This is a genomic window from Sphingomonas sp. ABOLE (genome assembly GCF_003950455.1).
Lineage (GTDB): Bacteria > Pseudomonadota > Alphaproteobacteria > Sphingomonadales > Sphingomonadaceae > Sphingomonas > Sphingomonas trueperi.
Genome location: NZ_QQWY01000032.1, coordinates 34,085 through 59,324 on the forward strand (window position 1 = coordinate 34,085; position 25,240 = coordinate 59,324).

The 25,240-nt window shown below is 68.9% G+C and carries 22 protein-coding genes; 8 read left to right on the plus strand and 14 right to left on the minus strand.

Annotation, left to right across the window (positions count from 1 at the left end; all coding sequences use genetic code 11):
• Nucleotides 1–182 precede the first annotated feature (182 nt).
• The 3 genes from fdxA to CA234_RS17595 all read right to left on the minus strand — a co-directional run bounded on the left by fdxA (nt 183) and on the right by CA234_RS17595 (nt 3,370).
• Nucleotides 183–521: a ferredoxin FdxA gene (gene fdxA, locus CA234_RS17585; protein WP_066722732.1), complete on the minus strand. Its 339-nt coding sequence runs from the start codon at nt 519–521 to the stop codon at nt 183–185.
• 67 nt (nt 522–588) lie between these two features.
• On the minus strand, nt 589–900 hold the full coding sequence (locus CA234_RS17590) for a S4 domain-containing protein (RefSeq protein WP_126002366.1): 312 nt from the start codon (nt 898–900) through the stop codon (nt 589–591).
• Nucleotides 893–3,370 carry a helicase-related protein gene (locus tag CA234_RS17595; protein WP_126002367.1) on the minus strand — a complete coding sequence of 826 codons (2,478 nt, stop codon included), beginning with the start codon at nt 3,368–3,370 and terminating at the stop codon, nt 893–895. The genes CA234_RS17590 and CA234_RS17595 overlap by 8 nt, the downstream gene beginning before the upstream one ends.
• A gap of 236 nt (nt 3,371–3,606) precedes the next feature.
• On the opposite strand from CA234_RS17595, the gene CA234_RS17600 reads away from it, so the two are divergent.
• Nucleotides 3,607–5,085 (plus strand): M23 family metallopeptidase, encoded by a 1,479-nt coding sequence (locus CA234_RS17600; RefSeq protein WP_126002368.1) that lies wholly within the window; start codon nt 3,607–3,609, stop codon nt 5,083–5,085.
• A gap of 144 nt (nt 5,086–5,229) precedes the next feature.
• Here the strand turns inward: CA234_RS17600 and CA234_RS17605 are convergent, their stop codons facing one another.
• From CA234_RS17605 to bamE, 7 genes are all read right to left on the minus strand, one after another.
• Complete coding sequence (locus tag CA234_RS17605; RefSeq protein ID WP_126002369.1) at nt 5,230–6,906, minus strand: DUF87 domain-containing protein; 1,677 nt, start codon at nt 6,904–6,906, stop codon at nt 5,230–5,232.
• Between the two features lie 64 nt (nt 6,907–6,970).
• On the minus strand, nt 6,971–7,693 hold the full coding sequence (locus CA234_RS17610) for a TIGR02186 family protein (RefSeq protein ID WP_125975586.1): 723 nt from the start codon (nt 7,691–7,693) through the stop codon (nt 6,971–6,973).
• Nucleotides 7,694–7,731: 38 nt separating this feature from the next.
• Complete coding sequence (locus tag CA234_RS17615) at nt 7,732–8,646, minus strand: sulfite exporter TauE/SafE family protein (RefSeq protein WP_125975455.1); 915 nt, start codon at nt 8,644–8,646, stop codon at nt 7,732–7,734.
• Between the two features lie 141 nt (nt 8,647–8,787).
• Nucleotides 8,788–9,711, minus strand: a complete 924-nt coding sequence (locus tag CA234_RS17620) for a hypothetical protein (RefSeq protein WP_241213565.1) — start codon at nt 9,709–9,711, stop codon at nt 8,788–8,790.
• A 92-nt stretch (nt 9,712–9,803) separates the two neighbouring features.
• Nucleotides 9,804–11,189 (minus strand): glycosyl transferase family protein, encoded by a 1,386-nt coding sequence (locus CA234_RS17625; protein ID WP_125975453.1) that lies wholly within the window; start codon nt 11,187–11,189, stop codon nt 9,804–9,806.
• Between the two features lie 271 nt (nt 11,190–11,460).
• On the minus strand, nt 11,461–11,982 hold the full coding sequence (locus CA234_RS17630) for an RcnB family protein (protein WP_125975451.1): 522 nt from the start codon (nt 11,980–11,982) through the stop codon (nt 11,461–11,463).
• Between the two features lie 111 nt (nt 11,983–12,093).
• Entirely contained in the window at nt 12,094–12,570 is a 477-nt protein-coding gene (bamE, locus tag CA234_RS17635; RefSeq protein WP_125975449.1) for an outer membrane protein assembly factor BamE, read from the minus strand.
• A gap of 116 nt (nt 12,571–12,686) precedes the next feature.
• On the opposite strand from bamE, the gene CA234_RS17640 reads away from it, so the two are divergent.
• Nucleotides 12,687–13,199, plus strand: a complete 513-nt coding sequence (locus tag CA234_RS17640) for a ubiquinol-cytochrome C chaperone family protein (RefSeq protein ID WP_125975447.1) — start codon at nt 12,687–12,689, stop codon at nt 13,197–13,199.
• Complete coding sequence (locus CA234_RS17645; protein WP_126002370.1) at nt 13,196–13,723, plus strand: DUF177 domain-containing protein; 528 nt, start codon at nt 13,196–13,198, stop codon at nt 13,721–13,723. Before CA234_RS17640 ends, CA234_RS17645 begins: the two co-directional genes overlap by 4 nt.
• Here the strand turns inward: CA234_RS17645 and CA234_RS17650 are convergent.
• Nucleotides 13,698–14,366, minus strand: a complete 669-nt coding sequence (locus CA234_RS17650) for a TetR/AcrR family transcriptional regulator (RefSeq protein ID WP_125975443.1) — start codon at nt 14,364–14,366, stop codon at nt 13,698–13,700. The two genes, CA234_RS17645 and CA234_RS17650, sit on opposite strands and share 26 nt — an antisense overlap.
• A 114-nt stretch (nt 14,367–14,480) precedes the next feature.
• Between CA234_RS17650 and CA234_RS17655 the strand changes: the two genes are divergently transcribed.
• The 3 genes from CA234_RS17655 (at nt 14,481) to CA234_RS17665 (ending at nt 18,528) form a co-directional block, all read left to right on the plus strand.
• Nucleotides 14,481–16,814, plus strand: a complete 2,334-nt coding sequence (locus CA234_RS17655) for a TonB-dependent receptor (protein ID WP_126002371.1) — start codon at nt 14,481–14,483, stop codon at nt 16,812–16,814.
• A 179-nt stretch (nt 16,815–16,993) separates the two neighbouring features.
• Nucleotides 16,994–18,247 carry an MFS transporter gene (locus CA234_RS17660; protein ID WP_126002372.1) on the plus strand — a complete coding sequence of 418 codons (1,254 nt, stop codon included), beginning with the start codon at nt 16,994–16,996 and terminating at the stop codon, nt 18,245–18,247.
• 44 nt (nt 18,248–18,291) lie between these two features.
• Nucleotides 18,292–18,528: a hypothetical protein gene (locus tag CA234_RS17665; RefSeq protein WP_125975437.1), complete on the plus strand. Its 237-nt coding sequence runs from the start codon at nt 18,292–18,294 to the stop codon at nt 18,526–18,528.
• Here the strand turns inward: CA234_RS17665 and CA234_RS17670 are convergent, their stop codons facing one another.
• From CA234_RS17670 to CA234_RS17680, 3 genes are all read right to left on the minus strand, one after another.
• Nucleotides 18,529–20,097, minus strand: coding sequence for a peptide chain release factor 3 (locus CA234_RS17670; protein ID WP_125975435.1), 1,569 nt, complete (start codon nt 20,095–20,097; stop codon nt 18,529–18,531). It lies immediately after the preceding gene.
• A gap of 86 nt (nt 20,098–20,183) precedes the next feature.
• Entirely contained in the window at nt 20,184–21,047 is an 864-nt protein-coding gene (locus tag CA234_RS17675; protein WP_126002373.1) for an aldose 1-epimerase family protein, read from the minus strand.
• 57 nt (nt 21,048–21,104) lie between these two features.
• Entirely contained in the window at nt 21,105–23,456 is a 2,352-nt protein-coding gene (locus CA234_RS17680; RefSeq protein WP_241213566.1) for a S8 family peptidase, read from the minus strand.
• Between the two features lie 163 nt (nt 23,457–23,619).
• On the opposite strand from CA234_RS17680, the gene CA234_RS17685 reads away from it, so the two are divergent.
• Together CA234_RS17685 and dapD are read left to right on the plus strand one after the other, a co-directional pair.
• Nucleotides 23,620–24,282, plus strand: a complete 663-nt coding sequence (locus CA234_RS17685; protein WP_125975431.1) for a pyrimidine 5'-nucleotidase — start codon at nt 23,620–23,622, stop codon at nt 24,280–24,282.
• A gap of 1 nt (nt 24,283) precedes the next feature.
• Nucleotides 24,284–25,102, plus strand: coding sequence for a 2,3,4,5-tetrahydropyridine-2,6-dicarboxylate N-succinyltransferase (gene dapD / locus CA234_RS17690; protein WP_125975429.1), 819 nt, complete (start codon nt 24,284–24,286; stop codon nt 25,100–25,102).
• Nucleotides 25,103–25,240 lie beyond the last annotated feature (138 nt).

Genomic DNA, 25,240 nt, shown 5'->3' on the forward strand with positions numbered 1-25,240 from the left:
CGAGGGAACACGGGGCATACGCTAGCGTCTCCGGGCGAAGGCGAGTCCTTGCCTTCGTCGGGCGCTATTTAACACGCTCGTAATAAAATTACCAGTGAAAGGTCATGCAAAAGGCGCATAATTCCATGCGCGCTGCACCATTTCGGGCCCATCGCGGGAGGGCGGCAGGCGCCGCCCGGGGATCAGTCGCCCGAGCCGGGATTCGGCGAGAAATATTTGTCGAACTTGTCGGTCTCGGCCTTCATCGCATCGGCATCGGCCGGGGCCTCCCCCTTGGTGGTGATGTTCGGCCACTGCTCCGAATAGGTGCGGTTGAGCTCCAGCCACTTTTCCAGGCCGTTCTCGGTATCGGGCAGGATCGCCTCGGCCGGGCATTCCGGCTCGCACACGCCGCAATCGATGCATTCGCTGGGGTTGATGACGAGCATGTTCTCGCCCTCGTAGAAACAGTCCACCGGACAGACCTCGACACAGTCCATGTACTTGCACCGGATGCATGCGTCGGTGACGACATAGGTCATTGGGGAAACGGTCCTTGGTTGCGAACGATCAATGCGGGGGCCCTGCTATGCGCGCCGGGCGCGCACGTCAATCATCGGACAGAGGCTGAACGCCCCGATCGGTGACGAGATCCTCGTAGCACAGCCGCGCCTCGCCCGGCGGCCCACGCCGGATCGGCAGCGCCTCGATGCGGAGCACGCGCACCTTGCCCTGGATCGGGAAGGCGAGAATCGAGCCCACCCGCACCGAAACCGCCGAACGCTCGATCCGGCGGCCGTCGATCCGCAGCAGGCCTTTCTCGCACAAGGCCTGCGCGGCACTGCGCGTCTTCACGATCCGCGCATACCAGAGGAAGCGATCGAGCCGCATCGCCGGCCCATGCCCCGAAGGCTCAGCCATTGCGGAGCGCCACCAGCGCCGCGAAGGCATTGCCGGGCACCACCACCGGCTTGGGCTTGGCGAGCGGGGTGAGGCCCTGCCAGATCCAGCGCTGCGGCGCATCGGCATCGCCGCGCGCGGTGCGAAAGCCGAGCTGCGCCATCAGCCGTGCGATCGTCTCAGGCTTGAGGCCGATCGAGGTGGCGAGCGCCGGATCGGGCGCGAAGGGCTTGCGGCCCTGCCGCGCCTCGTGCGCCGCACGCGCGATGCGCTCGACCAGGTCAACCCGAACCGCCTGCGCGCCGAAGGGGCGGAAGCCATGGATGAGCTCCGCACCCTGCGCATCGCGCGGCAACACCACGGCGGCATCGGGCGGGCCCTCAGCCAACCCCATCAGCGCGCGGCGCCGGGCGGCGGCGCGGGGCTTGAGCAGCGACGGCGCGAACACGTCCAGCGTGCCGATCGTCATGCCGATCTTGCGGAGGCGATGGCGCGCGGGCCCGTCGAGCGCTTCGAGCATTGACCCGGCTGCACGCCGCGGCAGCAGCCCGCCTTGCTCGAGCAGTGCATTGGCCAGCGCGCGCAGGGGTGCCCCCGCCGCTTCCTCGCGGGTGATCGCGTCGAGCTTGGCGAGCACCGGCAGATCGGCGGCGATCCGCTCGGCGAACCAGCGCTCCAGCCGCGCCTGCACGGCAACCTTCGTCTGCGGATCGAGTATGTCGAGCGCGCGATCGAGCTGCACGCGCGGGCGCACCAGGTTTGCGCCGGGCTTGAGCAGCGCGACGTCATGCCCGCGCCAGTGGATCGCGGTGCCGACCTGCGCCAGCTCCGCATCGGGCGCCTCGGCGAGCGACGCACCGCGCCGGCGATATTCGCCCGCCAGCCTTTTCTCGGCGGCGGCGAGCAGCATCCGCTTGTCCCCGGCGCGTGCCTCGGCGGCGACGGTGAAGCGGAAGCCCTGCAGCGTGCCGAGCGGATGGTCCTCGACGCTCACCTCGCCCTCGGGCCCGATCGTCACCGGCAGGTTCGAGGCATCGGCACCAATCTGCCGCAGCAGCACCGTGGTGCGCTTGTCGACGAAACGCTGGGTGAGGCTGGCGTGGAGCGCGTCGGAGAGCTTTTCCTCGATCGCACGCGTGCGCTCGGCCCAATGCGCGGGCTGCTCCAGCCAGTCGGCGCGGTGGGCGATATAGGCCCAGCTGCGCGCCGCGGCGATGCGCCCGGCCAGCGTCTCGACATCGCCGCCCATATTGTCGAGCCGCTGGATCTCGTCGGCGAACCATTGGTGCGGCACATGCCCGCGCCCCTCGGACAGATGCCCGAACAGCCTTCCTACGAAGCGTGCATGCGGATCGACGCCGAGCTTGCGGAAATCGGGCAGCCCGCAGGCCGCCCAGAGCCGCGCGACCATCCGCGGATGGCGCACCCGATCGCGGACCCAGCTTTCCTCGGCCAGCCGCTTGAGCACGGCGAGGTCGGTCGCCTGGGGCGCGGCGCGCAGCACCTCGGCCTCGGGCTTGCGCTCGAGGCTGCCGATGAGCGCGTCGATGCTGTCGAAATCTGGCTCGCCCTCGCGCCAGTAGAGATGTTCGAGCCTGGGTACCTGGTGCCCTTCGATCGCCAGCACTTCCTCGGGGGTGAAGGCGCTCGGCCCCTCCGCGTGCAGCGCGCCGAAGGTGCCGTCCTTCTGGTGGCGGCCGGCGCGGCCGGCGATCTGCGCCATCTCGGCGATGGTCAGCCGGCGCTGGCGCCGCCCGTCGAACTTGTGGAGCGAGGCGAAGGCGACATGGTGCACGTCCATGTTGAGCCCCATGCCGATCGCGTCGGTGGCGACGAGATAATCGACCTCGCCCGCCTGGAACATCGCTACCTGCGCGTTGCGGGTGCGGGGGCTGAGCGCGCCCATCACCACCGCCGCGCCGCCGCGCAGCCGCCGAAGCGCCTCGGCCACGGCATAGACCTCCTCGGCCGAGAAGGCGACGATCGCCGAGCGGCGCGGCAGGCGCGAGAGCTTCTTCGCCCCGGCATAGCTGAGCGTCGAGAAGCGCGGCCGGCCGACGATCTCCGCCTCGGGCACCAGCGCCTTGAGCATCGGCCGCAGGCTGTCCGAGCCGAGAATCATGGTCTCCTCGCGGCCGCGGGCGCGCAGCAACCGGTCGGTGAAGACATGCCCGCGCTCCGGATCGGCGCCGAGCTGCGCCTCGTCGAGCGCGACGAACGCGGTCTCCCGCTCCAGCGGCATGCTCTCGGCCGTGCAGCAGAACCAGCGCGCCTTGGGCGGCAGGATCTTCTCCTCGCCGGTGATCAGCGCGACCTCGGTCGGCCCCTTCATCCGGACGACCCGGTCGTACACCTCGCGCGCCAGCAGCCGCAGCGGGAAGCCGATCATGCCGCTGGCATGACCGCACATCCGCTCGACGGCGAGGTGGGTCTTGCCGGTGTTGGTGGGCCCCAGCACTGCCGTGACGGGCGAACGGGAGAACTGGCTCATGTCGACATCCAAGATCGGCGCCCGCGCGGCATTAGGCAACGCCTTGCCGCCGCTTTTCCACGACTTCGTGACGGTTGCGCCCGACTCGGCCATTTCGCCGCGCGCGCTGCACGGGTCGGCGCGTACGGTGTCACCGGGTGGCAAACTTAATTTGACTTTAAGACCATGATTCCAGAGTGAATCGATGGACGCGCCGCTTCTTGCCGCGCGCAATCGGGTCTTAGGGGCAGCACGGCTTGTTCTTTCGCGACGATCATGGCTCGGGCCTGGCCGGTGGCGGCGGTGGCCTGGCGCGCGCGATTCCGGCCGTCGTCCCTACCCGGATCGGCCAGCGGCTGGCGACGCTCGACCTGGTACCCGATCTCGGCGCCGACATCGGCTCGCGAACCTGGTTCCGAGGCGCTGCCACCTGCGCAGCGCTCTGTGCCACTACCTGGATGCTGTCGCCCGGCTTCGACCGGCCGATCACGGGCATCGTCCCCGCGCCGCTGACCGGCGAAGCCGAGCAGGCGCAGCAGGCGCAGGCGATCGCGCCGCTGGCCAAGGGATCGCGCACCGGGGGCCACGTCGCCGCCACCAGCCTGGTGAAGCCGCTCACCGACACCCCCGAACGCCCGATCATCGAACACGAGGCGCGACTCGCCAGCGGCACGATGCTGCGCAGCGTGCTGCAGCGCTCGGGCGTGGGCGAGGCGGATGCCGGGATCGTCGCCAGCCTCGTCTCGGGCGCGATGCCGCTCGGCCAGATCCAGCGCAACACCGTGCTGGAGATGACGCTGGGCCGCCGCGTGGACACGTCGCAGCCGCGCCCGCTCGAAAAGCTCGCCTTCCGCGCCGCCTTCGATCGCCGCATCGAGGTGGTCCGCACCGGCGCCGCGCTCGCCATCAAGTCCATCCCGATCGCGATCGACCACACGCCGCTGCGCGTGCAGGGGCTGATCGGATCCAGCCTCTATCGCTCGGCGCGTGCCGCTGGCGCGCCGGCGAAGGCGGTGGAGACCTTCCTGCGCACGCTGGCGAGCCGGGTGTCGGTGTCGAAGCTGGGATCGTCGTGCAAGTTCGACCTGATCCTCGGCCAGGCGCGCGCGGCGACCGGGGAAGTCCAATATGGCCAGCTGATGTATGCCGGCGTCACCGGCTGCGCCAACGGTATCCAACTCGCTCCTTGGGAGAGCGACGGCAAGACCGAATGGTTCGACGCCAACGGCACCGGCAGCAAGACGGGCATGATGACCATGCCGGTCAACGGCCGCTTCTCCTCCGCCTTCGGCATGCGGATGCACCCGATCCTCGGCTTCACCCGAATGCACAAGGGCATCGACATCGCCGCGCCCTATGGCTCGCCGGTCTTCGCCGCGGTCGACGGGGTGGTGCGCGTGGCGGGGGGCGCGTCGGGCTATGGCAACCTCGTGCGAATCGACCATGGCGGCGGCTTCGCCACCGGCTATGCGCATCTGAGCAAGGTGATGGTCCGCCGCGGCCAGTCGGTGCGCAAGGGCCAGCAGATCGGCCGCAGCGGCAATTCCGGCCTGTCGACCGGGCCGCACCTGCACTTCGAGACCACCCGCAACGGGCAGGCGGTCAATCCGCGCGCGGTGTCGTTCACTTCTGTACGGCGCCTCGCGGGCGGTGCGCTGGGTGCCTTCAAGGCCAGGCTGCACGGCCTGATGGCGGTGCCCGTCGGCCACGGCGTCCAGAAGGACGCGGCGGAGTAAGCTACTCCGAGGACCATGAACCCCTCGTCATCCCCGCGGAGGCGGGGATCCATTCGCCGTTTCGCCGCAGCAAGAACCACACGGACTCGGCCAATGGATTCCCGCCTGCGCGGGAATGACGATGGTTGGGGCGGAACGAGTGCCTTACCGCCCCTGCGAACGCCAGCGGCGGATCGTCCGCTCGAGCATCGCCTCCTCGCCGCCGACTTCGCGCCACAGCTCCGAGAAGAGCGGATCGTCCGAGGCCGGGCGCTGGGCGGGATCGAGGTCGTCGAACAGCAGCCGCACCGGCGTCGCCACGCCCTCGCCCACCGCGATGCACTCGCGGTTGCGCAGCGCCGGAATCGCATCGAGGAAGCCGCGGGCCCCCTCCGGCATCGCCGCGCGGACAAAGGCCTGGTCGCGCTCGTTGTTGAGCCGCATCGACAGGATCGTGCCGCACTGGGAGAGCACGCCCTCGGCAAGGTCCGATGGCCGCTGCGTGATCAGCCCCAGCGACACGCCATATTTGCGCCCTTCCTTGGCGATGCGGCTGAGGATCCGCCCCACCGACGAACCATCGGCGTTGCGCTCGTTGGGCACATAGCGGTGCGCCTCCTCGCAGACGAGCAGCACCGGCCGCTTGGCCTCGCCGCGCGACCAGATCGCGTAGTCGAACACCATCCGGCTGAGCACCGCGACGACCACGCTCGTGATCTCGTTGGGCACCCCCGACACGTCGATGATCGAGATCGGCTTGCCGTCGCCCGGCAGTCGGAAGATCCGCGACAGAAACGCCGCCATCGTGTCCGCCACCAGCATGCCCGAGAACATGAAGGCGTAGCGCGGATCGCCCTTCACCTCGTCGATCTTGCTCTTCAGGCGGAGATAGGGCGCCGTATCGGTCGCCTTGTCCATCTTGCCCATTTCGAGCGTGAGCGCGTTGGTCAGGTCGGAAAGCAGATAGGGCACCGGCGCGTCGACCGTGAGCTTGCCGATCTCCTGCCCGATCCGGTTCTTCGAGCGCGCGGCGAGCAGGCACTTGGCGAGGATGTCGGCATCCACCTGGCGATCGCTGCCCTCGCTGGTCAGGAACACCTCGCAATGTTCCTCGAAGTTCATCAGCCAATAGGGGAGCTGCAGGTTCGAAACGTCGAACAGCGCGCCGTTGTGCTGGAAGGCGCTGCCATATTCGCCGTGCGGATCGATCATCACGACATGGCCCTGCGGCGCCAGCGCGCAGATCCGGTGCAAAATCAGCGCCGCGGACGTCGACTTGCCGGTACCGGTCGAGCCGAGCAGCGCGAAATGCTTGCCGAGCATCGCGTCGACATAGAGCGCGGCGCGGATGTCCTTGGTCGGGTAGACGGTCCCGACCTCGATATGGGGGCGCTCGTCGGCGGCATAGATCTGGCAGAGATCGGCGGTGGTGACCGGGAACACCTCGGCACCAGGCGTGGGATAACGGGTGACGCCGCGGCGGAAGCGGTAGAGCTTGCCCGTCAGCTTCTCCTCGTCGCCCTCGCCGAGAAAATCGATCGCGGCAGCGACGCGCGTGCCCGACGCATCGAGCAGCGCGGTGCGAATGCTGGCGATCAGCCAGGCGTTGCCGACACGGATCTTGACCTGCGCGCCGACCTGGCCGGCATTGGCAAGCGCGGCATCCTCACTGCGGGCGAGCGCATCCAGTTCGGCGAGGTCGAGCAGCACCTGGCTCGACGCGCCGGCGATCTCGAACACCGCGCCGATCGCGCGCACGGCACCGGGCACGCGCCCGGCGGAAAAGCCGCCGCCGCCCGTCGCTTCTCCCTCGAACCCGCCAACGCGAAACTGGCCTTCCATCGTGCATCCCCCAAAAAGGCGGAAGTAGCATGCGCAGGTCCGGGTAAATTTTGGGTGTGCGGCGTCAGAAGCGGCGCCAGAGCGCCCCCGCCCCCCAGCCGAACAGGAACGAGACGCCCACCGCAACCAGGCCATAGGCGACGGCGTTGCGATCGGCGCTGGTCGCGACGAAGCGCTCGAACCCCGATTTGCGGATCTCGATCGGCCGCACCGCCGCCGCCAGCACGCGGCCGTCGCGGATCAGGAAGGTTTCGGCAGTGAAGCGCCCCACCGGCACGCGCGCCGGGATGGTGAGCCGCGCGCGGTACAGCACGCCACCGGTGATCTCCACCGCGCCGGGTGCCTCGTAGAACAGCCCGTTGCGCCGCTTGAGGTCGACCAAGCCGCTGTCGAAGCGCTGCTGGATCTGCGGCGTGGCGCCCGAGGCGGGAGAAAGCTGCAGGCTGTCCAGCCCCAGCTCGTAGATCGCCCGCGTCCGCTCGTCGACGAGCTGGCGGATCGGCCGCGACGACGCCATGGCGTAAAAGCTCGGCGCCGAGCGGTAGTGCATCTGCGCGGCGTTGACCCAGATGCCGGCGACCTTCGACTTTTCGCGGACCACCACCGATTCGGTCGGTCCCTTGATCACAACGACGATATCCGCCGGCCGCTCGCCCTCGCCTGGCGCGCGGCCGCCGGGATAGAGGATCGCGCCGAACAGCAGCAGCTCGGCGCCGGTAAAGCTGTAGGCGATCTCGATGTCGCGCTGCGAGACGTCGGGCACCAGCTCGGGCTTGGCCTGCCCCATCAACAGGGGGGCAAGCAGCGCCAGCGCGCCCGCCCGTCTCACGCCGCGGTCACCGAATAGATCTCGTCCGGGCGCCAGGCGAGGCCCGCGAGCATCCGCGCCGCGACCAGCAGCACGATCACGGCGAGCAGCAGCCGCAAATATTCGGGCTTGGCCTTGGCGGCGAAGCGCGCGCCGAGCTGCGCGCCGACCACCGAGCCGAGCAGCAGCAGGATCGCCAGCACGATGTCGACCGCCTTGGTCGTCGTCGCGTGCACCATCGTCGCCACCGCCGTGGTGAACAGCGTCTGGAACAGCGAGGTGCCGACCACCGTCTGCGTCCCCATGCCGAGGATATAGAGCATCGCCGGCACCAGGATGAATCCGCCACCCACGCCGAGCAGCATCGTCAGCACGCCGGTGAACACGCCGAGCAGCAGCGGCGCCAGGGGCGAGATGTAGAGGCCCGAGGCGTAGAAGCGCCAGCGGAACGGCAGCGAGGCAACCAGCGGATGGTGCCGCCGCTTGCGGGCCCTGGGCGGTCGCGCGCCGCGCGACACCCGGATCGCGCCGACCGATTCCTTCGCCATCAGCCCGCCGATCGATCCGAGCAGCACGACGTAGAGCACGCCGATCACCACGTCGATCTGGCCGCTCGCTTGGAGCAATTTGAACAGCCAGCCGCCGAGCAGGCTGCCGAGAATCCCGCCGGCGACGAGCACCGCCCCCATCTGCACGTCGACGCCCTTGCGGCGGAAGTGGGCGAACACGCCGGAGACGCTGGCGCCGGTCACCTGGCTCGCCGCCGAGGCAGCCGCGACGGTGGGCGGGATGCCGTAGAAGATCAGCAGCGGCGTGGTGAGGAATCCGCCGCCCACGCCGAACATGCCCGAGAGCAGCCCCACGCCCAGCCCCAGCGCCACGATCACGAGCGCGTTGACCGACAGGTTGGCGATGGGAAGATAGAGATCCATGCGGCCCTAGGCCTAGCCGGTTTGTGCGGCCTTGCGAAAGGGAGAAGGTGGGGGTTGGGTCGGCGCTAGCCTCAGAGACCGTTTGGAAATCCGCGAAAGAGCGAATTTCGAGTCGGGACCGGCGCGTCTCCAAACAGGCTCTCAGAAATCGCTGCCCAGCGTGAGCGCGACGCCCGAGCCCGGCCGCGCATTGCCGGCGATCCGCTGCCGCCAGTCCAGCGCGATGCGCGTCTGCAGCGCGCCGATCGGCACGCTGGTGACCAATGTCGGGCCGATATCGAGCCGCTGCACACCGCGCTGCGCGGCGCCCCAGCTGCCGATACCCACGGCAAGCGCGGTCGCGCGGCCGGCGGCGATGGTGCGGGTCAGGCGCAGCGCGCCATCGGCATAGGGCTCCAGTCGGACGCGGAGGATCGCGCCGGCCTGGCCATAGGCCTCGAGGCGAAAAGCCGCGCGCTCGCGATAGAGGCCGGCCACCGCCCCGAGCCCCGGCCCGCCCTGGATGCCGTCCAGGCCGAATCGCTCTTCGACCGCGATCCGTACGGGTATGCCGGCAGGCCGCCACTCGAACCCGAGCGCCACTTCCGCCCCCTGCCCCCGCAGCGGCCCGGCGATTCGGCCGACCGCCGCGAGCCTGCCGCGCCGGTCCAGCGCGCGCACCACACGCACGCCATACTGGCTGCCGCCGAGCTGCCCCGCCGCCGGCGCTGCGCCGATACCCTGGCCGGGCCGCAGGGCGAACCAGGCACTGCCGCTCCACCGCCGCGGACCGGCGCCAGCCGGTGGGTCCAGCCGCTGCCCGGGAAAAGCCTGTACCGCCTCCGGCGCGGACGCAGCACCAGCACCCTGGGTTTCCGAGGTCGGCGACGGCAACACGGCATCGGGCGCGAGGATCGACAGCCGCGGACGACGTTCGTCCGCGGCAGGATGCGGGGACGCACGCCGGGTCGGCAGCCGAACCAGCGCCGCACGGGCGGGTGGCCGAACCCTCGGCGGGGCCAAGGGGCGGGCGACCAGGGCGCCGCTACCCGGCATCCGATACGCAGCGATGGGGCCCGTGTTCACCGGAGGCGGCCACAGCAGCACGCACCGCAGCCCGACCCAGCCGAGTCCAATCAGTCCGACGAACCGCAGCGGCCGGCCGCGGCCCGCGCGGTTCATGCAACGGCCGATTGGGGATCGAACGGCGTGCTGGGAAACTGGTGCGCCGTCTTGTCCCAACGCAACGGGCCGCCGGCGAGCAGGCGGACATAGATCCACAGCGCCCGACGCGCGGCGAGCAGCCCGATATAGTTGCCGACCACCATCCGCGGCACCGCCCAGCCCCCCTCGCGCCAGCCATGGAGGCGCGTCACCAATGCGGTGCGCATCGCCACCCGCCAGCCGAGCAGCGTGAGGTTGAGCGCCACGAGCTGCGCGAGCAGCGGGTCCCAGGCAGGCGGGGGACCGCCGAGCAGCGCATGACAAAGCGCCGAAAGACCCCAACAGACCAGCGCGGCATAGGCGATGGCGAGCACGAGCATCGCCAGCGTGACCCGGCGATCGCGCATCCGCATCCAGTGGTCGCCCAGGTCCCAGCGCTGCCCCCAGCCAGTCCGATCCCAGCCGGCGAGTGCGATGCCGGCCATCCAGCGCGCCTTTTGCCGCACGGCAGCCGGCACCGTGGCCGGGAAATAGGCGCGAATCGCCACCGGGGGACCATTGGCGCGCTCGGGCACCCGCACGAAGGCGCAGCGCGTGCCCAGCGCCCGGAGGCGGAGGCCGAGCTCGTAATCCTCGGTGAGGCTCGTCGCGTCGAAGGGCGTGCCACGCGCATCGGCGATCCGGCGCAACACGTCGCAGCGGATCGCGCACCCCACGCCGGCGAGCGGCAGGCTGGCGCCCAGCATCTGCCGCACCGGCAGCGTCGCGCCGTGCGACTGGGCGAATTCGTCGAGATAATGGCCCGACACCAGTCGCGACCCCGGCTGGCAGAGCGGCGCGACCGGCAGCTGCACGGCGCCATGGGTGCCGACCCAACTGGCATAGACGGCGAGTTCCTGCGGGTGCACCACGTCTTCCGCATCATGCAGGACCACCGCCGTGAAGGCTTCTCCTTCGGCGGCCTCGTCTCGCTCCAGCGCCGCCCATAGTACATTCAGGCAATCTGCCTTGGTTGTGGGCCCGGGGCGGGCGCCAATCACAAGGCGCACCCGCCAATCCTCCGCCCCGAGCGAAAGCACCGCGGCAATTGTTGCCGGATCGTTCGGATAGGTACCGACATAGATGCGGTATGGGCCGTCTCCCCAGCGCGCGAGCATCGACCGCAGCATCGGCGCGATCACCGCCGATTCGTCCCAGGCCGGCACGAAAATGGCGAACCGGTATTCCGCCGTCTCAGACCGATCCCCAGCAATGATGCGCTGGTTCCGCCTGCCCCCGCCCAGGCAAGAGAAAAGAAAAATCATGTCGACGATCAAGTCGTCCAACCCGCCGACGGCAAGAAATATGGCAGCGAATAAGGTGAGTTCGCGCGTCACCGCATCGAGAATACTCAACGCCATCAGCATTCCCCCCGGGCGATGCATCCGAATCGGACATCGGCATATTTGCGAGGAAGTGCAGCTAGGGCAACGTGAACGTTTCAGGAACCGCGAAGAGAAAGCCGTAAATGCCTATTCTGATGACGCTTTTGCCCAAAGGATTGCACCATTGCGGCGGCAATTTATCTGGAACCGTTCAGCGCGAGCGACGTTCTGCCGGTGCAATAGATCCCTTGGATAACCCGCAACCTGAAACGGCCGCATCGACAGAATCGATGCGGCCGTTTTTTTGTTACCAGTAGAAGCCCGGCACCACCCGGATCACGGTGCCGCGCCGCGTATCGACGAGCAGCACGTCGTTATAGTGGCGCACCCATTGCTGGCCGAACACCGGGCGGGGCAGATGATAGCGCCACGGATCGCCGATCACGTAGCGCGGGCCATAATAGACCGGGCCGATCCGCGCGCCCGGCTGGAAGCGATAATAGCGGAACGGCGCCCGCCACGCGCCGCGGGCATAGAGGCCGCGGTTGCGGTCGCGCCAGCTGCGCCAGTCATTCTCGGCCCAGCGACGGTCGCGGTCGCGCAGGTCCTCGCGATATTCGCGGCGCGCCTCGCGCAGGTCACGGCGCTCCTCGTGGATGCGGCGCGGATCGCCCGACCATTGCGCCCGGCGCAGGTCGTGCTGGGCGTCGCGAATGTCGCGGCGATCTTCGCGCAGCTCGGCGCGCGACTGCGCCATCGCGCTCGCCGGCACCAGCAGCGCAGGGGCCGCGATCGCCATCAGCAGGGCGATGGGAACGAGCTTCTTCATATGCTTCTCCATCCTGATCGAACCGCCGGTCCGACGGCCGGCTTGGGAGCATCTATGAACAAGCCTCGCTGAACGTTGCGCGAACGATCCGGTCAGCGGATGGAAAGAAACTTACGGGCCGGTGTTGCCGCCGCCGCCCGGGCCGGCACCCGGCGCGCCGACGGTACCGATATTGCCGAACAGGTCGGAGAAGAAGCTGCGGCGGCGGCCCAGCGTCGGCGTGGTCTTGCCATAGGGGTCGATCGAGGCGACGAGGTCGACGCCGGTCTGGTCGATCGAGGTGACGTTGCCGGCCTGGTCGAAGCGGATGCGCAGCGTCGTCTGGCTCTTCACCTTCGGGTTGCGGAAGGCAAAGTTGCTGCTGTCGCGCGAGACGTAGAACCACTCGCCTTCGTTGAACTGGCTGGTGAAGCTGGGATGGCCCAGCGTCTGCATCACCGAATCGCGCGTATCGATGCCCGGCTGCACCGAGGCGACCAGGTCGTGATCGACGACATAGCCCTGATGCGTCCGCACCGGCGTACAGGCGGTGGTGCCGAGCACGACCAACAACGCGGCGGTGCCGAGCGTGCGAACGGGAAGCGACATCAGGATCTCCAGGCAAACACGAGCGACCCCCGGATTGCATCGCGGGCCGAAGGCCTCAATATGCGGCAAAATGCGGCCAAACAAGGTCGCACCCAAGGAAGGCACGAACAACGGCGATGCGCATGCTCCAGCGGCTCTTCGGCAAGCCCGATCGCGGCACCGCCCCGCAGCTCTATGCGGGCGTCGTCGCGCGCGGCCGCGCGCCCCACTGGTACACCGAGGGCGCGGTGCCGGACACGGTCGACGGCCGGTTCGACATGATCGCGGCGGTGCTCTGCCTGGTACTGCTCCGGCTGGAGGCGGAACCTGCCGGGATCCCGACCAGCACCGCGGTAGCGGAGTGCTTCATCGACGACATGGACGGCCAGCTGCGCGAGATCGGCATCGGTGACATCATCGTCGGCAAGCATGTCGGGCGGATGATGGGCATGCTCGGCGGCCGGCTCGGCGCCTATCGCAGCGGGCTGGCCGAAGGCGAGCTGGGGCCCGCGCTGATCCGCAACCTGTATCGCGGCGAGGCCCCTGCGGCCGCCGCACTCACCCATGTCGAGGCGCGGCTGCGCGCCTTTCGCGATGCGCTGGCGGCGATGCCGCTCGCGCGTGTGATTGCAGGAGAGCTTCCCGAATGACCGATGTAGAATTTTCCCGCCCCCACCGGCTCGACCAGATCGGCGCCGGCGAAAGCGACGTCCGGATCACCGCCGACGAAGATGAGCGCGCGGCGCTCAGCACCCGCTTCGGCCTGAAGGCGATCGAGAAGCTGGAGGCCGTCTACCATCTGCGCCGCGATGCGCAGGGGGTGGTCGCGCGCGGGCATCTCTCCGCCCGGCTGACGCAGGCCTGTGTCGTCACCGGCGATCCGCTGCCCGCCAAGATCGAGCAGGATTTCGCGATCCGCTTCGTCCCCGAACCCACCACTACCGGCGAGGACGAGGTGGAGCTGACCGAGGACGAGTGCGACACCGTCTTCTATGCCGGCGGCACGATCGACCTGGGCGAGGCCGCGGCCGAGACGATGGCACTCGAGCTCGATCCCTATCCGCGCAGCCCCCGCGCCGCCGAGGTGCTGCGCGAAGCCGGCGTGAAAAGCGAGGAGGAAGCCGGGCCGACCAAGGCGCTGGCCGGCCTCAAGGATCTGCTCGCGAAGAAGTAGCAGCGCCGATCCCCCGCGCCAGCAGCTGCGCCACTGCGTCGGCGATGGCTTCGGGCGGCGTGCCTTCGTCCCACACGCTGTAGCGCAGGCCGAGAAAGACGTTCATCCCCATGATCGCCCAGGCGTGGATCTCGCTCACGTCGTCGCGCACCTCGCCGCGCTCGGCAGCGGCGCGGAGGCGGGCGGCGATGCGATCGGCGGTGCTGGCATAATGGTGGCGGAAGCTGGCGGGGTCGACGAACTCGGCCTCGTCGACGATCCGGTAGATTTCCTTGTGCGTGCGCGCGAAGCGGATGAAGGCGAGCAGCGCCGCGCGCTCGGCGTCGATCTGGTCGCGCGCGCCGCGCAGCGCCGGGCCGACATGCTCGCGCACCTGGTCGCTCATGTCGCGGACCAGCGCGCGGAACACCGCGTCCTTCGAATCGAAATAGGTGTAGAAGCTGCCTAGCGCGACGCCGGCGCGGCGGGTGATCCCGCTGATCGAACCTTCGTGAAAGCCCTTCTCGCCAAATTCGGCCGCGGCCGCGTCGAGGATCGCGCGCAGCGTCCGGCGGCCGCGCTCTGTGCGCGGCACCTTCGCATCGCGGGCCGTCTCGCCGCCTTCCGGCACGGAAGTGGCTGAAATGCCACGCTCGCCCGCCATGCTTCGCCTCCCCCTGCCAATCCCAAGTTGAAACCCGGTTCAGGTTTCAGTATAGCTTCGGGCAACGGCTTACAACCCGCGTTCAAAGATGGGTTGCACCAGGGGAGGATTACCATGTCACGGCACGATTCCGTTCGTATCGCCCTGCTCGCGAGCGCCGCACTGCTCGCCGCCACGCCAGCCTTCGCCCAGGACAGCGAAGCCGCCGGCCAGAGCGCCGATGCCGCGCAGCAACAGCAGGACGGCGAGATCATCGTCACTGCCCGCCGCCGCGCGGAAAGCCTGATCGACGTGCCGATCGCCGTCACCGCGATCAGCGGCGCGCAGCTGAATGCGCAGGGTGCGCTCGACATCACCGACATCGCCCAGTCCGCGCCGAACGTTTCGCTAGAGGTGTCGCGCGGTACCAACAACACGCTGTCGGCCTTCATCCGCGGCGTCGGCCAGCAGGATCCGGTCGCCGGGTTCGAGGCCGGCGTTGGCCTCTATCTCGACGACGTGTACCTCAACCGCCCGCAGGCGGCGGTGCTCGACATCTATGACGTCGAGCGAATCGAGGTGCTGCGCGGGCCGCAGGGCACGCTCTATGGCCGCAACACCATCGGCGGCGCGGTGAAATACGTCACCAAGCGGATCGGTGCGGATCCCACGCTCCAGCTGCGCGGCAGCTATGGCTCGTACAACCAGGCCGATCTGGTGGTGAGCGCCAGCGCGCCGATCGGCGACACCGGGCTCAAGATCGGCGCCGCGGGCGCGCGGCTGAGCCGCGGCGGCTTCGGCACCAACCTCACCACCGGCGAGGACAATTACAACAAGGACCTGTGGGCTGCGCGCGGTACGGTGGAATATGAACCGAGCAGCAGCGCCTTCTTCCGCGTCTCGGGCGACTATACCCATGACAAGAGCAACAGCCGCGGCGGCCACCGGCTGATCCCCGGCATCGTCAGCGGCACGCCCGTACTGGCGGACGTGTTCGATTCGCAGGGCGGCCTGATCAATCCGCGTCAGGACGTGAAAGCCTGGGGCGTCACCGGCCTCGCCGAACTGCGCCCTGCCACCTGGCTGACCTTCCGCTCGATCACCGCCTATCGCAAGGACGACAGCGCCACCCCGATCGACTTCGACGCGCTGCCGGCGGTGCAGGTCGACGTGCCGGCCTTCTACAACAACAAGCAGTTCAGCCAGGAAGCGCAGCTGCTGGTGGATACCGGCAGCCTCTCGGGCCTGCTCGGCGTCTATTATCTCGACGCAAAGGCGCGCACCGTATTCGACGTGCGGCTGCCCGGCGGCGTGACCGCGCTGACCTTTGGCGACGTGAACACCGATACCGTCGCGGTGTTCGGCGACTTCACCTACGACCTCTCCCCGATGTTCAGCGTCTCGGCGGGCGGGCGCTACACCTGGGACCAGCGTCAGTCGCGCGTGCTGCGCCAGACCTATCTCGGCGGCGGCTCGCCCTATTTCGGCGGCACCGGTGTGCTGTTCGCCACCACCTCGGACTTCCGCGGCAGCGCCGATTTCAAGAAGTTCACGCCGCGCGCCTCGGTCAGCTTCAAGCCCAGCGCCGATCACACGCTCTATGCGAGCTGGGCGGACGGCTTCAAGGGCGGCGGCTTCGACCCGCGCGGCCAGACCAGCGCCTGCCGCACGCCGAGCGGCGGCGCCTGCACGCCGCAGCAGGTTTATGACTTCATGTCGTTCGATCCCGAGACCGTCACGAGCTACGAGATCGGCTACAAGGCGGCGCTGTTCGATCGCCGGCTGACCTTCGCGCTCGCTGCCTTCCACGCCGATTACACCGACGTGCAGGTGCCGGGCTCGATCGGTACCACGATCAACGGCCAGCAGACGTTCATCGGCATCACCACCAACGCCGGCAAGGCGCGGATGCGGGGCGTCGAGTTCGAGGGCAACCTGATCGCTGCGCGCGACCTCGCGGCGCCCGGCGGGACGCTCAACCTCAACTGGTCGGTCGGCTATCTCGATGCCCGCTACAAGCGCTTCATCGATTCGCGCGGCATCGACGTCGCCAGCCGCCGCCGCATCCAGAACACGCCCGATTGGACCGCGAGCGGCACGATCGGCTATTCGGTGCCGGTCGGCGGCGAGGGTCAGGTCGCAGCGAGCTTCACCGCCTCGTACCGCAGTGCCTCGCAGCAGTTCGAGCTGCGCACGCCGATGCTCGACCAACCGGGCTTCACGCTGTTCGATGCGAACCTCAACTGGGACATCGACAAGCGATTCTCGATCGGGGTGCACGGCCGCAATCTGTTCGACAAGCGCTACATCGTCTCGGGCTACAACTTCCTCGCGCAGAACCCCGACACGGGCGATTTCCTGCGTACGCCCGCTGGGACCTATGTACCGACGCTGGGGACCGAGGGCGTACTGACCGGCTATTATGGCAACCCGCGCCAGGTGTTCGTGTCGGGCACGGTGAAGTTCTAGGGGGCTTTTCAGCCTCACCCTTCCGGCGCTTCGCGCCTCCCTCCCTCTCCCAAAGGGAGAGGGAATGAGCGCCCTCTCCCTTTGGGAGAGGGAGGGAGGCGCCGCCGCGGGCGGTAGGGAGGGTGAGGGTGATCACGGCGCTAGCATCACGCCGACCACCGGCGCACAAAGGACCCATCATGCCCCCGCACCCCACCCGTCCCGCGACGCCGCGCGGCATCGTCCTCGCGATGCTGCTGCTGGTCTATATCTTCAACTTCCTCGACCGGCAGATCCTGTCCATCCTCGCCCAGCCGGTGAAGGCGGACCTGGGGCTCGACGACGGGCAGCTCGGCATGCTGGGCGGCTTCGCCTTCGCCTTGCTCTATTCCACCCTCGCCATCCCGCTGGCGATGCTGGCCGACCGCACCAGCCGCAGCTGGGTGATCGCCGTCTCGCTGGGCGTATGGAGCGCGTTCACTGCGCTGTGCGGCACGGCGCAGCATTTCACGAGCATGTTCCTCTTCCGGCTCGGCGTCGGGGTTGGCGAGGCGGGCGGGGTGGCGCCGAGCTATGCGCTGATCGCCGATGCCTATCCGGCCGAGCGCCGGTCGCGCGCGCTGTCGATCTATTCGCTCGGCATCCCGCTCGGCTCGGCGGGCGGCGCCCTGCTCGGCGGCTATATCGCCCAGGCGGTGGAGTGGCGCACCGCCTTCCTCGTCGTCGGGCTGCTCGGGCTGGTCATCGCGGTGCCGTTCAAGCTGCTCGTCCGCGATCCCCCGCGCGCCGCGCCGGCCAAGGACCAGGTCCCCCTCTCCCGCGTCTTCGGCATCCTCGCCGCCAAGCCGAGCTTCTGGCTGCTCGCCTTCGGCGCGGCGGCGGGATCGATGTGCGGCTACGGCGTGGCCTTCTGGCTGCCGAGCCTGATCCTGCGCAGCTTCCGGCTCGACCTGGCGCAGGTCGGTCAGTTCTTCGGGGCACTTGCACTCACCGGCGGCGTGGCGGGCATCCTGCTCGGCGGCTGGCTGGGCGACCGGCTGGGCACACGCGATCGGAAGTGGTACGCGCTGGCGCCGGCCATCTGCTACGTCCTCGGCCTGCCGCTGTTCGTCGCAGGCGTGCTGGCGCAGAGCTGGCAGACAGCGTTCCTGCTGTTCCTGGTGCCGCAGGCATTGGTCTATGTCTGGCTGGGGCCGGTACTCACCGCCGTCCAGCACCTCGTGCCGCCGCAGATGCGCGCCACCGCCTCGGCCTCGTTCCTGCTGATCAACAACCTGATCGGGCTGGGCCTCGGCAGCTGGGTGATCGGCCTGCTCTCCCAGCAGCTGACGCCTGCCTATGGTGCCGCCGACGGCCTGCGCTACGCGATCGCGGCGGGGCTCGGCCTGTATCTCGTCGCCGGCATCCTGATGGCGCTGGCGAGCCGGCGGCTGGCGGCGGACTGGGTCGAATAGCCGCGCGATTCCCGCTGCCGCGTAGTTACTTCTATAATAACCACATGAGCTATACCCCGACCGACCTCGTCAAAGCCGAGAAGAATGTGGTGCTCGCCGAGCGTCACATTGCCGCCCAGCAGGAAGTCCTCGCCATGATGCGTGCCGCCGGCACCGACACCAGCGGCGCCGAGGAGCTGCTCGCCAAGTTCGAAGCCGATCTCGGCCGCGCCGAGCGCATCCGCGACTGGATCGCCAGCGGTCTCGGCGAGCGCGGCCGGGAACAGCGCGCCGCGGCCTGATTACCGCTCGCGCGTCGCCGCGAACTTCACCTTGTTATAGCGCTCGGCGATATAGCCGACTTCCCAGGCCGACTTGGCCAGGAACACCGGATTGCCGTCGCGATCCTTGGCGAGCGCGCCGCGGTTGAGATCGAGGAACTCCTTGAGGGCGGCGGCATCGTCCGACGAAATCCAGCGCGCGGTGTCATAGGGCGAAGGTTCGAGCACCGCGCCGACCTTGTATTCCGCCTCGAGCCGGCTGAGCAGCACGTCGAGCTGCAGCTGGCCGACCACGCCGATGATCCAGTTCGATCCGATCTCCGGATAGAAGACCTGGATCACGCCCTCCTCGGACAGATCGTCCAGCGCCTTGCGCAGCTGCTTGGTCTTGGTCGGGTCCTTGAGCGCCACGCGGCGCAGGATTTCCGGCGCGAAGTTGGGCAGCCCGGTGAAGCGCACCCCCGCCCGCTCGGACAGCGTATCGCCCACCCGCAGCGTGCCGTGGTTGGGGATGCCGATGATGTCGCCCGGGAAGGCCTCGTCCGCCAGTTCGCGCTCGCGCGCGAAGAACAGGATCGGCGAGTGGATCGCGATCGGCTTGCCATGGCCAGTCGGCGTCAGCTTCATGCCGCGCTTGAACGTGCCCGAGACCAGCCGCATGAACGCGATGCGGTCGCGGTGGTTCGGGTCCATGTTCGCCTGGACCTTGAACACGAAGCCGGTCACCTCGTCGCGGGTCGGCTCGACCGGCGCGGGTTCGGCCGGCAGCGCGTGCGGCGGCGGGGCGAACTCGGCGATCGCGGCGATCAGCGAGTCCACGCCGAACTCCTTCAGCGCCGAGCCGAAATAGACCGGCGTCATGTCGCCGTTGCGATAGGCCTCCCCGTCGAACTCGGCATAGCCCGCCTGGGCGAGTTCCACATCCTCGCGCAGCTTGGCGAGATTGTCGGGCGAGACGATCGCGTCGAGCTGCGGATCGTCGAGCCCGGTCGTCTGGATCACCTTGCCGTGGAATTCACGGGCATCGCCCTCGGGGAGCAGCAGGCGCTTGGTCGCAAGGTCGTAAATGCCCTCGAAGGTGCCGCCCATGCCCACCGGCCAGGTCATCGGCACCACGTCGAGCTGGAGCAGCTCGGCCACTTCGTCGAGCGTCGCGAACACCTCGCGGCCCTCGCGGTCCACCTTGTTGACGAAGGTGATGATCGGCACGTTGCGCAGGCGGCAGACCTCGAACAGCTTGCGCGTCTGGCTTTCGATGCCCTTGGCGACGTCGATCACCATCACCGCGGAGTCCACGGCGGTGAGCGTGCGGTAGGTGTCTTCCGAGAAGTCCTCGTGGCCCGGCGTGTCGAGCAGGTTGAAAGTGATCCCGTCGCGCTCGAAGGTCATCACCGAGCTGGTGACCGAGATGCCGCGCTGCTGCTCGATCTTCATCCAGTCCGAGCGCGCACGGCGGGCGGCACCGCGCGCCTTCACTTCACCGGCAAGGTGAATCGCGCCGCCGAACAGCAGCAGCTTTTCGGTGAGCGTGGTCTTGCCCGCGTCCGGGTGCGAGATGATGGCGAACGTACGACGATCGGAGGGGGACATGCGGGTGCTTCGAACGGGAGGGAGAATCGCGACGCCTTAGTCGGAGACGCGTTCTTTATCCAGCAGCGAGTGCGCCGCCCTGTCGCTCAGTCGATGAGCGTCACGTCCATGCCGAAGCGCCGGGTCTCGCCGGGGGCCAGCCGCTGGATGCCGGACTTGTCCCAGATCTCGCCGTCAAAGCCCGCCGGATCGGCGATGCCCCACCAGGGCTCGACGCAGACGAAGCGCGCGCCGGGCTTGGTCCAGATGCCGAGCAGGCCGGTATCGGGGAAGCGGATGCGCAGCTGCGGCCCGTCTTCCGCCCCGTACAACAGCCCGCGGCTGGCGAGCTGGTCCCAGATCAGCGCGTCGGCGGTGAACAGGTCGTCGGAGAGCGGCAGCTTCTGCCCCTCCACCGGGCTGGTTCGGCGGTCCGGCGCGATGCCGCCCTCGCCGATGTAGCGGAGCAAGGAGAATTCCGGCTCGTCGAACAGGATGCGGTGATCGGCACGTGCACGCCCATAGGGCAGCGGCCAGGCGAAGGCGGGATGGAAGCCGAAGCTGGCCGGCATGTCGCGCGTGTCGCGGTTGGTTACCGCGATCTCGATCCACAGCGTGGAGTCGTCCAGCCGATAGGTCGCATCGAGCGTGAAGGCGAAGGGATAGGCCGCGCGGGTCTCGGCATCGTCCTCCAGCCGGAAGGTCACCCGATCGGCACCCTGCTCGGCCAGCGCGAAATCGCGGCGCCGCGCGAAGCCGTGCTGGGGCAGGCTGTAGTCCTGGCCGTCCAGCCGGTAGCGGTCGCCCACCAGCCGCCCGACGATCGGAAACAGCAGCGGCGCCCGGCCGGACCAGAAGGCGGGATCGCCGTCGGTCATCAGCTCGCGCCCGGCGGGGTCGCGTAGCGAGGAAAGCTCGGCCCCGTGCGGGTTGATCGCGGCAGTCAGCCGCGCGCTGGCGATCTCGATCATCACGTCTCCCTTGGCAGCCTGCCCGCCCTACAGGCGCGCCGCCGCCAGGGGAAGCCGTCAGAAGCCCCAGCTCAGCCGCACCGCGCCGCCCAGGTCGCTCGGCATCGCGGCGATGTTGCCCGGCTGGCGGCGAAGGAACAGGTTGCTGCTCACATCGCCGTCGGCGAAGCGCCAGTGGTAGCGGAGCTCGTAATCGATTTCGCGGCCGACCGGCGCGAGGTTGATCCGCTGGCTGCTCCAGCTGGTGACGCTCAGCGTATCATAGTCCCAGCCTTGCGGCAGGGTGAGGCCGATCCCGCCGCGCGCGACCCGCAGCGGCTGGGCAATGCGCAGGCCGATCGAGTCGCTGCCGAACAGCCCGTCCTTGCCGATGTCCGCCGCCCAGGCATTGGTGCGGAGCAGGCCCGCGCCCTGGATGCCCTCGCGCAGCCGGACGTTGGTCCAGCCCTGGCGGAGGGATCCGCCGACGCTCAGCCCCAGGCCGAGATCCCAGCGCAGGCCCAGATCGGCGAACAGGCTGCTCGCCCGCGCCGCCCCCAGGCCGGCGCTGAATCGCGCGCCGAGCACCGTATTGTCCTCCGACAGGCGGGTGACGCCAACGCTGGCGTTCAGCCCGCCGAAGCGGCGGTCCACCGCCACGGTGCTGCGATCATAGCCGAAGCGCAGCCACCGCGCCTGCAGCGCCGCCGCGTCGCCCGCCCGCTGGCTCAGCACGTCGCCGACTTCGCTGGCGACGGTCAGGCCCCAGGGGCCGATCATCTGCCGCACCGCCGCCGATCCACCGACATCGGTATCGAAGCCCGCGTTGCTCAGCGGATCGCGCGCGATCAGGAAGGCGGGGTCGTCGCGGCCCGCCAGCTGCGCGGTGAGCACATTGCCGGTCTGCGAGGCGCCGAAGGCGAATTGCGCCTTCGAACCCAGCCGGCCGCTCACCGTCGTCGCCAGCATCCGCGCCACGCCGGCATCGCGGCTGGTGATGCCGAGCCGCTCGATCCGCACCGAATCGACCGTGGGCACGAGTGACACCGCGACGCGCACCTGATCCCCGCCGATCGAGAAGCTGCGGTCCCGCGTCGCCATCAGCGCCGGCAGGTTGCGTGACAGGCTCTGGCGCTGGAAGCTGTTGGTGATCGTCGTCGCATAGGCGCGGCCGAACGAATCGAGCGCCGCCATGCCCAGCGCGCCCTGGCTGGCATCGCCCATTGGCCCGCTGAGGGTGCCGTTGATCGTCGGCGAAATCACCGCGCTGGTCCCCGCCACCGACATGGTGCCGACCGGCTGGAAGGCGCGGGTAAGATCGAGCACGCCGCGCCCGTAGATCGGATCGACTCCGGCATCGCCCGCGTCGCGCGCGGTGGCGTAGAGCAGATCGACGATCTGCTTGCCGGTCAGGTTCGGGAAGGCCTGGGCGAGCAGCGCGATCGCACCGGTGATTTGCGGCGCCGAGAAGGACGTGCCCGACCAGATATAGGCGGTGTTGTTCGCGTCCGGTGCGCGTACGCCCTCGCCGACCGCGGCCAGATAGACGGCAGCGGAGGAACCGGCGCGGTTCGAGAAGCTCGAAATCGTGTCGCTGGAATTGACCGAGCCGGCGATGATCACCAGCCCGCGCGAGATCGCGGCATTGGTCGCCGCGCTGGTGAAGGCGTCCGGGTTCGCGCTGCCGTCATTGCCGGCGGCGATCACCACGATCACCCCTGCGGCCGTCGCGCGGTCGATCGCGGAGGCGAGAGCCGACGAGGCCGAATCGCCGCCGAGCGAGATGTTGACGACGCGTGCGCCTGCCTGCCGGGCGCGGTCGAGCCCCTGGGCGATGGCGGTGTCGGAGAATTTGCAGGTGCTGGTATCGGTGCCGTTGCAGCTGCCCGGCTGGTCGGCACGCTCGACGACGAGCTGGGAATTGAATGCCACGCCCTGCGTGCCGGCAGCGTTGCGCCGCCCCGCGATGGTAAAGGCTACCGCGGTGCCGTGGCCGCCGACATCGTCGACCGACCCGTTGCCGCCCGGGTCGCTCGAACTGGCGAGGATGCGGCAGGTGCCGACGCCCAGCCCGCCCGAGCAGTCGCCGAATTCGGCGCTCTGCACGTCGATGCCCGAATCGATCACGCCCACCTTGATGCCGCTGCCAGTGGCACCGTTCTTGTAGGCGACGAGCGCGTTCATCGAAACGGCCCCCACCGTAGCGCGGTACTCGGTCGTGTCGTAATTGGTGGTCGGTACCGGCGTGGGCGTGGGCGTAGGCGAGGGCACCGGCGTTGGGGTGGGCGTCGGGGTGGGCGCGGGGGTCGGTGTCGGAGTCGGCGCGGGAATCTGCGCGGGCGCAGGCGCGGGCGTGCTTGCAATCCCGCCGCCGCCGCCGCCGCTGCACGCGCCCAGCGCCACGAGCCCGCCGAGCGCCGCCGTGTGCATCCATCCTACGCGCAACGCCACCCGCATACCGAAACCCTCTCGTCAGGAGGGTCTTCCCCTACGCGCGGAGTGGTTTTTTTTGCGTTTACCCGGGTGCCGGGGAAGCCCCGAGGCCGCGCTCGGCGCTTGCGGTGGCGGGGGGCACCTCCTACACGCGCGGGCGATGCTCGCCTCGCTCTCGCACGTCCGCAACTGGATCTTCGATCTGGATAACACGCTCTATCCGGCGAGCGCCAATCTGTTCGCGATGATCGACGCGCGGATCGGGGAATATGTGCAGCGCCTGCTCCATTGCTCGCCGGAAGAGGCGCACAAGGTGCAGAAGGCCTATTTCCACGCGCATGGCGCCACGCTGTACGGCCTGATCGAGGAACACGGCACCGATCCGCACGACTATCTCGACTATGTCCACGATGTCGACATGAGCGTGCTGGAAGCGAACGAGGCGCTGGTCGAGGCACTCGCCCACCTGCCCGGCCGCAAGCTGATCTTCACCAATGGCGACGCGCCCTATGCGCAGAAGGTGCTCGACCGGCTGGGCCTGGGCGAAACCTTCGAGGCGATTCACGACATCCACGCCACCAGCTATCGCCCCAAGCCGGAGCCCGCGGCGTACCAGGGACTGTGCGATGCGTACGGCCTCGATCCGCACGCCTCGCTGTTCGTCGAGGACATGGCGCGCAACCTGGGGCCGGCCAAGGCGATCGGCATGACCACCGTCTGGATCGACAATGGCTCGGAACAGGCGCCCGACGCCGACCGCAGCTTCATCGACTATACCATCACCGATCTCGGAGCCTGGCTCCACAGCATCTTGGAGAGCTGACATGACCGATCTCGCCGCGACGATCGACGCCGCCTGGGAAGACCGCGCGAACCTGAGCTTCGCCACCGAAGGCGCGGTGCGCGAAGCCGTCGCCGAAGCGCTGAACCTGCTCGATCGCGGCGAGGCCCGCGTTGCCGAGCCGGTGGACGGCGGCTGGCAGGTCAACCAGTGGCTCAAGAAGGCGGTGCTGCTCAGCTTCCGCCTCAACGACAATGTCGTCGTCCCCGGCCCCGAAGGCACCGCCTGGTTCGACAAGGTGCCCTCGAAATTTACCGGCTGGGGCGAGGCCGCGTTCCGCGACGCCGGCTTCCGCGCGGTGCCGGGCAGCATCGTCCGCCACGGCGCACACATCGCCAAGGGCGCGGTGCTGATGCCGAGCTTCGTCAACATCGGCGCCTATGTCGGCGAAGGCACGATGGTGGATACCTGGACCACCGTCGGCAGCTGCGCGCAGATCGGCAGGAACGTGCATCTCTCGGGCGGTGTCGGCATCGGCGGCGTGCTGGAGCCGCTGCAGGCCGATCCCGTGATCATCGGCGACGGCGCGTTCATCGGCGCACGGTCGGAAGTGGCCGAGGGCGTGCGCGTCGGCGAGGGCGCGGTGCTGTCGATGGGCGTCTATCTCGGCGCCTCGACCAAAATCGTCGATCGCGCGACCGGCCAAGTCTATCGCGGCGAAGTGCCGCCCTATGCGGTGGTGGTGCCCGGCAGCCTGCCCGCCGAAGACGGCAAGCCCGGTCTCTATTGCGCGGTGATCGTGAAGACGGTCGACGCGCAGACCCGCAGCAAGACCGGCATCAACGAGCTGCTGCGCGACTGATTGTTGCAAGGGCCGTTACAACCGCGGCGGGAATGCGGAATGCCGACATGCTTTCGCCCCACTCCCGCCGCCTCGGCCAAGGTGTATAGCGACCGCTTCGGCGGGCCCGGATTTCCCGGATTCGCCTCTTCCTGAGTG

Bases quoted from the DNA above. Each gene is read 5' to 3' on its own strand.
- CA234_RS17590 (WP_126002366.1), bottom strand. From the start codon at position 900: ATGGCTGAGCCTTCGGGGCATGGGCCGGCGATGCGGCTCGATCGCTTC.
- CA234_RS17670 (WP_125975435.1), bottom strand. From the start codon at position 20,097: ATGTCCCCCTCCGATCGTCGTACGTTCGCCATCATCTCGCACCCGGAC.
- CA234_RS17625 (WP_125975453.1), bottom strand. From the start codon at position 11,189: ATGGCGTTGAGTATTCTCGATGCGGTGACGCGCGAACTCACCTTATTC.
- CA234_RS17655 (WP_126002371.1), top strand. From the start codon at position 14,481: ATGTCACGGCACGATTCCGTTCGTATCGCCCTGCTCGCGAGCGCCGCA.
- CA234_RS17645 (WP_126002370.1), top strand. From the start codon at position 13,196: ATGACCGATGTAGAATTTTCCCGCCCCCACCGGCTCGACCAGATCGGC.
- bamE (WP_125975449.1), bottom strand. From the start codon at position 12,570: ATGTCGCTTCCCGTTCGCACGCTCGGCACCGCCGCGTTGTTGGTCGTG.
- CA234_RS17630 (WP_125975451.1), bottom strand. From the start codon at position 11,982: ATGAAGAAGCTCGTTCCCATCGCCCTGCTGATGGCGATCGCGGCCCCT.
- CA234_RS17660 (WP_126002372.1), top strand. From the start codon at position 16,994: ATGCCCCCGCACCCCACCCGTCCCGCGACGCCGCGCGGCATCGTCCTC.
- CA234_RS17685 (WP_125975431.1), top strand. From the start codon at position 23,620: ATGCTCGCCTCGCTCTCGCACGTCCGCAACTGGATCTTCGATCTGGAT.
- CA234_RS17675 (WP_126002373.1), bottom strand. From the start codon at position 21,047: ATGATCGAGATCGCCAGCGCGCGGCTGACTGCCGCGATCAACCCGCAC.
- CA234_RS17640 (WP_125975447.1), top strand. From the start codon at position 12,687: ATGCGCATGCTCCAGCGGCTCTTCGGCAAGCCCGATCGCGGCACCGCC.
- CA234_RS17610 (WP_125975586.1), bottom strand. From the start codon at position 7,693: ATGGGGCAGGCCAAGCCCGAGCTGGTGCCCGACGTCTCGCAGCGCGAC.
- CA234_RS17665 (WP_125975437.1), top strand. From the start codon at position 18,292: ATGAGCTATACCCCGACCGACCTCGTCAAAGCCGAGAAGAATGTGGTG.
- dapD (WP_125975429.1), top strand. From the start codon at position 24,284: ATGACCGATCTCGCCGCGACGATCGACGCCGCCTGGGAAGACCGCGCG.
- fdxA (WP_066722732.1), bottom strand. From the start codon at position 521: ATGACCTATGTCGTCACCGACGCATGCATCCGGTGCAAGTACATGGAC.
- CA234_RS17595 (WP_126002367.1), bottom strand. From the start codon at position 3,370: ATGAGCCAGTTCTCCCGTTCGCCCGTCACGGCAGTGCTGGGGCCCACC.
- CA234_RS17680 (WP_241213566.1), bottom strand. From the start codon at position 23,456: ATGCACACGGCGGCGCTCGGCGGGCTCGTGGCGCTGGGCGCGTGCAGC.
- CA234_RS17605 (WP_126002369.1), bottom strand. From the start codon at position 6,906: ATGGAAGGCCAGTTTCGCGTTGGCGGGTTCGAGGGAGAAGCGACGGGC.
- CA234_RS17650 (WP_125975443.1), bottom strand. From the start codon at position 14,366: ATGGCGGGCGAGCGTGGCATTTCAGCCACTTCCGTGCCGGAAGGCGGC.
- CA234_RS17615 (WP_125975455.1), bottom strand. From the start codon at position 8,646: ATGGATCTCTATCTTCCCATCGCCAACCTGTCGGTCAACGCGCTCGTG.